Here is a 7,772-nt window from a genome sequence, read left to right on the forward strand (position 1 = left end):
TGGCGAGATGAATGTTGGCGACGCCGCGCAGGATCTGCGGCAGCCGGCCGACATAGAGCTCGCCGGGCTTGGTCACCATCGGAGGATCGGTCGGCAGATCATGCTGCGGGCTGACGACGAGATAGCCGCGCGCAGCAAAGACGTTGGCGAGGAAGCCGTACTCGGTGTTCTTGACGGTGTTGCCGTGGTTGATCACGGCAACCGGCATCGTGATCATGCCGGCGTTGGCCTGCATTTCCTTGTCGCGACGGATCGCGATGTCGATAGGCACGGGACGGTTGTCGCGCGAGGCGTCGTAGAAGGTGATGGTCTCGTGCCTGATCGCCCACTTGCTCGCCGTGAAATAGGCGATGCCGCAGAGGGCACTGACCGAAACCAGAACGGCAATTCCACGCTTCATTTTCGTCCTCAGCCTCAGGCACTTCCGGCCTGAACCCCTGTTGAAAATCGTGTTTCTTCCGGAGCTCTTCGGCCCCTGGTCGCCTATTCCCTAATATATGTCACAGCCGCGTGACAGGAAGGCTAAATATTGTGAACTGGCAGCCCTTTCATTGTGCGCCGCACACGTTTCTTGAGCACCCGGTTCTCATACGGCTACGTCAGGGTGCAGGTCACCATCCGACGCCACCGGTCTCGATTGGGTTCAATTTCGCGGTAAACGTGGAATGAAAACGGTTGGGCGCGGGCTCAGTTCCGCGGGAACGGAGCTTTCCTAGCGACCGGAAGTAGCAGCATACCGCCGCGTCAGGCGCCGAGGATGTCGTGGACCTCGAGCGGCTTGTCGACCTGGCTGAACCACTCGGCGCGATTTGCCGCACGGCGGCGACCGCGCTCGTCGAGCGGCAGCTTGAGCTGGCGGAGCAGGCTCGTCACCTCCTCCCGTGCGGTCAGGTGCCCGAGATTGGGCCGCATGCCGAGCGTGGCCTCGTCGATCTCGTCCAGCGCGGTCAGGCCGCGCGGGAAGAATTCGCGGTAGACGACGCGCTCGGCGAAGCCGTCGACGTAGCGGAAGCCGAGCCGCAGCGACAAATCCTTCAGGCCCTCGGCGACGAGCTGCTTGTTGCGGGAGCCGAGCATCGACAGGCGGTTGCGCACCACGATCCAGTCGGTCGAGGAGCCGTCGAGCTGGCGGCGCTTGCGCCTGACATCCCGCACCATCTCGGCGTAATGGCTCTCGCCCGTCACCGCGTAGTTGGTGGGATCGACGGTGCCGAGCACATCGAAATCGAGGAAGCTGTCGTTGATCGGCGTCACCAGCGTGTCGGCCATCGAGTGCGCGAGGCGCATCAGATAGCTGTCGGTGCCGGGCGTATCGATCACGATGAAGTCAAAGCTGCTCTCGACCGCCGAGACCGCTTCCATGAACTGCTGGAACTCGGAGTTCTCGTTCTCGGCAATCTGCATGGTCTCGCCGAGCTTGATGCAGCGGTGCACCGGCAGCTCGAGGTCGAGCCTGGTGCGGCGGGCCCAGGCGGCGCGGTTGTTGATGTAGTGGGTGAAGCTCTGCTGGCGGCAGTCGAGGTCGATGGTGGCGACGCGCTGGCCCGCCTTCAGGAGCGCGACCGCGATGTGCAGGGCGGTGGTCGACTTGCCGGAGCCGCCTTTCTCGTTGCCGAGCACGACGACATGCGCCGAGCCGGATTGGCCTTGGCTAGCCTGCACAAGCATAGCGATCCTCAACACCCCTGACGAATATCTTCGAGTTGGCCGCGTCTGCGGTCAAGTGAAATGCGTGACAGTAAATGCAATTCGCACTGCGCCGTTCTTCATCATGAATCGCGGCGTCGATATGCGTCTGTGATCCAGCCCACACACTCGCGATATCGTGCGCGGCTTCGCGCGGGATGCTGTGCCGCATCCGGATGCATGGCGTCCACGACCGACGCTTGTTAAGGTTAGCCGGCCGGGCGCCGGGATGCGCCCTCCTCCCAATCCCAACCTCGCCGAGCCCTGATGTCACGAAGCCCCTTGATCGCCCGCACGGTCCCCACCCTGCGACGCGCCGTCGACAATCTTCGCAAGCGAAAGGCAACGATCGCGCTGGTGCCGACCATGGGAGCACTCCATGACGGTCATGTGTCGCTGGTGCGCCTCGCCAAGCGGCGCGCCAGCCGCGTCGTGGTGTCGATCTTCGTCAATCCGACCCAGTTCGCCCCGACCGAGGACTTTGGCGCCTATCCGCGCACCTGGAAATCCGACATCGCCAAGCTCGCGGCCGAGGACGTCGACATCGTCTGGCACCCCGGCGTCGAGGCCATGTATCCGGAGGGCTTTGCGACCCGCATCGTGCCGGAGGGCCCGGCGCTGGCCGGCCTCGAGGACCGCTTCCGGCCGCACTTCTTCGGCGGCGTCGCCACCGTGGTCGGCAAGCTGTTCACGCAGTGCCGGCCGGACTTTGCGATCTTCGGCGAGAAAGACTTTCAGCAGCTGCGAGTGGTCTCGCAGATGGCGCGCGACCTCGACCTCGGCGTCAAGGTGATCGGCTCCCGCACCGTGCGCGAGCGCGACGGGCTCGCGATGTCCTCGCGCAACGTCTACTTGTCGGCGGAGGAGCGGCAGACCGCCACCGTGCTCTACCGCGCCATGAAGGACAGCGCCGGGCGGATCAAGGCGGGCGAAGCCATCGCGCCCGCGATGGCACGCGGCGCCGCGGCAATCGAGGCGGCCGGCTTTGCGCTCGACTATTTCGAGGCCCGCCATGCCGAGACGCTGGCACCGGTCGCCTCACGCAAGGACGGCCCGTTGCGGATCCTGGTCGCGGCCAAGCTCGGCACGACGCGGCTGATCGACAATATCGCGGTGTGACCTCCAGGGTTGCACTTGCAGGCGCGCTCGCCTCCGGGAATAATCGGGTGGCGAACAACCGACCCGAAGGCGGCGGCGCGTGTCACCCTTCCGCATGATCATCGTGAGCGGCTTGCTGGCACTGGCCGCCGGCCCCGGTCAGGCCCAGCAGCGGCCACCGATCGGCACGTTCGGCTCGCCGCCCGACGCCATGATCTTCTACGTCGCCCATGGCGCGGCCGACGCCTGCGGGCCGGGCTGTTCAGACTGGATTGCGGCCGAAGGGGCTGTGCAGTGGGACAGCTACAAGCGGCTGATCGCGATCCTCGACCGCCAGGCCGGACGCAAGCTGCCTGTCGTGATCCATAGCTGGGGCACGTCCAATCTCAAGGTCGCGAGCAGCCTCGGCCGCATCCTGCGTGATCGCGGCCTCGACGCCATGGCCGGGACCACCGAGGTCTCGGCCTGCGCCGGGAAGCCGGAGGCCGACTGCTTCACCTTGAAGCGCCCGGGCGGACCGCTTGATGCCAAGTTGTCGGTGTCGGATCTGATTTGCGATTTCGCCTGCGTGCTCACGCTGGCAGGCGGAGTGCATCGCAGCCTGCCGCAAGGCACGAAGGTGGTGCTTGGCGGCCGCTCCATCCGCAACCGGCTCGCACCCAACGTGTCGGCCGAGCAGCGCGAGAGCCTCACGGAGTATTTCGGCGAGCAACACCGGAAATATCTGAACGAGATGGGCATCGCCCCGGATCTCGTCGACATCGTGGATGGCATCGGCGAAGGCGGCCGTCCGGTCGTGATACCGTCAACCGACTGGGCGCGGCTTCACATCGTGACGCCTTCGCAGTAGCGGCTACAGCAATCCGAGATCGCGCAGCTCGCGGCGCATCGGCTCCGGCATCGCCGCGATCGAGCCGGCGGCGGACTTGCCGAGGTCGGGCGGCACGGAATCGTCGGCGAGATAGCGCCAGCCCTGGAAGGGGCGCATCGGCCGCGGCGATACCGAGATCACCTTCGGCTGCATCACGATCCGGCAGCGCCCGATGCCGTCCTTGTCGCGGAACGGCTCGATGCCGATGATCTTCTCGCGCGCGGCGACTTCGCCCTTGATGACCCAATAGAGCGACCCGCCGGCGAGGATCTCGGCGTCGCGCTTGGGCACCATGCGGGTGATGTGGATGTGATGTTGCGGCAGACCCTTCTTCTTGGCGGTCTGCATCCGTTCGGCCACCCACTCCTTCAATTCCTTGACGGAGTCGCAGCCGACGGCAAGCTTGATCAGATGGAGAGGCATGCCCCAGCATTAGCGGGCCGGCCGCGGGTTTTCAAAGCCGAACTATTCGTTATCCGCAGCCGCGGGAGCCGAAGCCGGCGGCGGCGCCAGCGGAACCGGCGCAGCTGCCGGCGCACGCGCAGCCTTCGGCGCCGGCGGCTTTTTGGCGGCCGGGGCCGCGGGCGCTGCGGCCTGCGCCGAGGTCGCGGCGGGCGCGCGCGGAGCCGCTGGCGCTGCGTTCGCGGCGGGCGCCGCCTGGCGCGTCGCCGCCGTGGGCGGTTCCGGAGTCATGATGCTGACCGGCGGCGTCGAGGAGGCGCTCGGGAAGTCCGCATTGGTCGGCTTGCCCGTCGGCATCGACGGCGGCAGCCCGGCGAGCGGACCTGTCGGCGGCATCGCCGCCGGCGCCGCTCCGGGCGCGTTCCAGCCCGGCGCGTAGCGCGCGACCAGCGTGTCGTAGAGGTGGGAATCCATATTGGCGGCGACCTGCTGCTGATCGGTCAGCGAGCGGAACGCGGCGCAATCGAACTGCGTGCAGCCGTCGCGGGCGACCAGCACCTGCGCGACGAGGCCGTAGCGATCACGCTCCAGCGCCTTGCGCAGCACCTTCATGTCGAGCGTCAGGCTCTTCTCGGCGGTCGCGGCATCGCCGAGCGCGGTCAGCCGGTCGATCCGGGTTGCGGTGTAGGCGACGGCGGCAGCCGCGGTGTCGGGCGCGCCGAACAGCGCTTTCTCGCAACCAATGGCCACGGCATCGCCGGCGAGGTCGTCGAGACAGGACAGCGCCGGCAGGCTCGCAGTCAGCGTGGCTTGCGCGCGCGCCTCGCTCGGAGCGACCTGCCCCGCCGGTCCATAGACGCGCACGGTAGCAGCCCCCGCGATGGCCATGGCCAGCAGCGTGATGACGGTCAGTGCGCCGTTGGCAACCGATCTCTCGGCGCGCAGCAGCGTGATCAGGAGAATCAATCCGAAGAAGCCGGCAGCCGCCAGCGTCATCCACATCGGAAAGGCCGGCGAACGCCAGATTTGGTCGAGCGACGAGGCCCATGCCCAGTTCATGCGCGACGTCCCCTCACGCGAGCAGAGAGCGAATGGTCAAAGCGAGCACCGCGTACCGGCAACTGCCCCCGGCTCACCTTGTGAAGGTGAAGCGGGCCTTTTGACGGCGTGCGAGTGAATTCGTCCGCAACGTCAATGCGCAGCACCGCGGTCCGTCAGGACTGGTCGAGCTGGCTTTCCTTGGCGACCCGTTCGAAGGCTTCGGTCGAGCTCTTGATCCGGTACTGGCAATCGTCGCCATCCGTCGGCAGCAGCCGGATGACCTCATAAGAGCCGCTGGCAGCGGGGCGCGCGACGTTGCTGGCTGTGAACAATACGCGCGTTCCAACGGGGAATTTGTGCTTCAACACCCTCTCCATTACTCAAACAACGCCTGCCTCGCCCATGGTCCCACTGCGATGGCCGGCCGGAAACCCGGTTGCTGTATAGCACGCATGCGGCGTTTTTGGCCAGCCTCATGCAAGCATGGCAAACACACCAATTTTGAAGTCTTTTCAGGGTGATAACGGGAACATCGGGGCCCCCAGCAACCCCGCCGGAACCGCCCCCTTCAGGCGGTATGCGGCAGCTTGCCGTCGGGGCTCGCGTGATCCACGGCCTTGGGCAACTCCTGGGCCAGAATCTGGCCGAGCTGGTCGACCGGGATATTGTAGCGCGCAGCCAGCTGCCGGACGGTGTCGTTGCCGAGCACGGCGCGAAGCTGGTCGGCCGAGATCGGCAGGTTCTGCCCCTGGCCGAGCCAGGATTTGACCTGGTCGCCGAGGCCCGCCTGCTGGAGCTTTGCGACGATCGCGCTGAGGCCGCCCTGATTGTTGCTGCCGAGCACCTCGCTCAGCACGGCCGGCAGCACGGCGGCACCGAGCTGGCCGAGTGCGCTGCGGAGCGCGGGGTTGTTTTCCAGCGAATCCAGAATTCCCATGGCCGTGTCCTCTCCTACGCCTTGGCTCCGCCGTGATTGAGCGCCGTCGTCGGGCGCACCGTCAAGCCGCGCTCAATCACATTCGCGGGTCAGGCGTCCTCGAACTTTTCAATGAGAAGCGTTTCGGCCAGCCCCTCGCGGGTCCATTCCTGGAATGCCGGCAGCGCCATCATCGTCTCCATGTAGGTTTTCGTATCCGGCGCCACCTCGATCGCGTAGGTGCGCAAGCGGTGCACGACCGGCGCATACATGGCGTCGGCGGCGCCGAAACGCCCGAACAGGAACGGTCCCTTGGCGCCATAGCGCGCGCGGCACTCGCGCCAGATCTCCTCGATGCGCGCGACATTGGCTTTCGCATCGGCCGACAGCGCAATGGCGCGGATCGGGCGGTGCAGGTTCATGCCGCATTCGCTGCGCAGGGGCACGAAGCCCGAATGCATTTCGGCGCAGACCGAACGGGCATGAGCGCGGGCCGCGACGTCGTCGGGCCACAGCTTCTTCTCGGGATAACGCTCGGCGATGTATTCGATGATGGCGAGCGAATCCCACACCGTGACGCCGCCGTCGACCAGCACCGGCACCTTGCCGGCGCGGCTGAAGGACAGGATCTGCTCCTTGTCGGCGGGGTTGTCGGTGTAGAGCGGAATCAAGGTCTCCACGAACGGGATGTCGCTTGCACGCAGCGCGAGCCAGGGCCGCATCGACCATGACGAATAGTTCTTGTTGCCGATGGCAAGTTTGAGAGCAGCCATGTCACTGGTCCTTCCGAAAGTCCGTCTGATGCGGCTGCTTTTAACGCCATCCCCTGCCGCCAATCAATCGTTGCCGCAATGGGGCATGCGTGGCAATCGTTGCCGTCTGCGAGGAGAACGATATGAGCAGGCACTGGGTCGACATCACCGCAGTCGGCTTCTTCATCTTCGAATGGCTGGTCTATGGCCTGACTCTGGAACACTCGGCCTATGGCCGCGACAGCCTGTCGGCGCGCATGAACCGCTATCGCGAGGTCTGGGTCCGTCGCCTGCTCGACCGCGAGGCTCGCATGGTGGACATGCAGATCATGGCCTCGCTCCAGAACGGCACCGCCTTCTTCGCCTCCACCAGCCTGTTCGCGCTCGGCGGCGCGCTGGCGCTGCTGCACGCCACCAACGACGCCATCACGATCCTGAGCAAGCTGCCGATCGACCTCAGCACCTCGCCGGCGATGTGGGAGCTGAAATGCGTCGGCCTCGTGCTGATCTGCGTCTACGCCTTCTTCAAATTCGCCTGGGCCTATCGCTTGTTCAACTATGTCGCGATCCTCTACGGCGGCATGCCGCCGGCCTCGCAACGCGACACGCCGCAGGCCGAAGCCCATGTCATCCGCACCACGCGCCTGTTCGAATCCGCCGGCCGCCATTTCAACCGCGGCCAGCGCGCCTTCTTCTTCGCGCTCGGCTATCTCGGCTGGTTCGTCAGCCCCTGGGTGCTGTTCGTGACCACGGCGGCGGTGGTGATCGTGACGTGGCGCAGGCAGTTCGCATCCAGCGCCTGGGCGGCGATGGCGCCGGACGGTGATGAGGGGATGCGGAAGCGCGGGCATTGACCCCAACTCTCTCCACGTCGTCCTTGCGAGCAAGGGGCAACAGCTTCGTTCTCCAAGCACCAGTGTCATTCCCCGCGAAGGCGGGGAATCCAGTACGCCGCGGCTTCTCGGTTCAATCATAACTGTCTCGGAGTACTGGATCCCCCCCCCCC

The 7,772-nt window shown here is 65.9% G+C and carries 9 protein-coding genes and 1 pseudogene; 3 read left to right on the plus strand and 7 right to left on the minus strand.

All coding sequences use genetic code 11. From position 1 onward, the window contains the following. Together PMI42_RS33290 and PMI42_RS33295 are read right to left on the minus strand one after the other, a co-directional pair. Positions 1-400 (minus strand): annotated as a pseudogene (locus PMI42_RS33290) (alpha/beta hydrolase); the annotation flags it as partial. A gap of 344 nt (positions 401-744) precedes the next feature. Continuing rightward, positions 745-1,668 (minus strand): division plane positioning ATPase MipZ, encoded by a 924-nt coding sequence (locus PMI42_RS33295; protein ID WP_008143287.1) that lies wholly within the window; start codon positions 1,666-1,668, stop codon positions 745-747. Positions 1,669-1,953: 285 nt separating this feature from the next. On the opposite strand from PMI42_RS33295, the gene panC reads away from it, so the two are divergent. Together panC and PMI42_RS33305 are read left to right on the plus strand one after the other, a co-directional pair. Next, positions 1,954-2,805 (plus strand): pantoate--beta-alanine ligase, encoded by an 852-nt coding sequence (gene panC / locus PMI42_RS33300; RefSeq protein ID WP_008143293.1) that lies wholly within the window; start codon positions 1,954-1,956, stop codon positions 2,803-2,805. Positions 2,806-2,899: 94 nt separating this feature from the next. After that, positions 2,900-3,634 carry a hypothetical protein gene (locus PMI42_RS33305; protein ID WP_008143294.1) on the plus strand — a complete coding sequence of 245 codons (735 nt, stop codon included), beginning with the start codon at positions 2,900-2,902 and terminating at the stop codon, positions 3,632-3,634. Positions 3,635-3,637: 3 nt separating this feature from the next. Here PMI42_RS33305 and PMI42_RS33310 read toward each other — a convergent pair whose 3' ends face one another. The 5 genes from PMI42_RS33310 to PMI42_RS33330 all read right to left on the minus strand — a co-directional run bounded on the left by PMI42_RS33310 (position 3,638) and on the right by PMI42_RS33330 (position 6,787). Beyond that, positions 3,638-4,078, minus strand: a complete 441-nt coding sequence (locus tag PMI42_RS33310) for a DUF1489 family protein (RefSeq protein ID WP_008143295.1) — start codon at positions 4,076-4,078, stop codon at positions 3,638-3,640. 42 nt (positions 4,079-4,120) lie between these two features. Continuing rightward, on the minus strand, positions 4,121-5,116 hold the full coding sequence (locus tag PMI42_RS33315) for a hypothetical protein (RefSeq protein ID WP_008143297.1): 996 nt from the start codon (positions 5,114-5,116) through the stop codon (positions 4,121-4,123). 155 nt (positions 5,117-5,271) lie between these two features. After that, positions 5,272-5,475, minus strand: a complete 204-nt coding sequence (locus tag PMI42_RS33320) for a hypothetical protein (RefSeq protein WP_008143298.1) — start codon at positions 5,473-5,475, stop codon at positions 5,272-5,274. A 191-nt stretch (positions 5,476-5,666) separates the two neighbouring features. Beyond that, positions 5,667-6,035 (minus strand): YidB family protein, encoded by a 369-nt coding sequence (locus PMI42_RS33325; RefSeq protein ID WP_008143299.1) that lies wholly within the window; start codon positions 6,033-6,035, stop codon positions 5,667-5,669. Between the two features lie 89 nt (positions 6,036-6,124). Beyond that, complete coding sequence (locus PMI42_RS33330; RefSeq protein ID WP_008143300.1) at positions 6,125-6,787, minus strand: glutathione S-transferase family protein; 663 nt, start codon at positions 6,785-6,787, stop codon at positions 6,125-6,127. Between the two features lie 122 nt (positions 6,788-6,909). Between PMI42_RS33330 and PMI42_RS33335 the strand changes: the two genes are divergently transcribed. Further along, positions 6,910-7,620, plus strand: coding sequence for a DUF599 domain-containing protein (locus PMI42_RS33335; RefSeq protein WP_008143301.1), 711 nt, complete (start codon positions 6,910-6,912; stop codon positions 7,618-7,620). Positions 7,621-7,772: the final 152 nt, after the last annotated feature.

The organism is Bradyrhizobium sp. YR681 (assembly GCF_000282615.1).
Classification (GTDB): Bacteria; Pseudomonadota; Alphaproteobacteria; order Rhizobiales; family Xanthobacteraceae; genus Bradyrhizobium.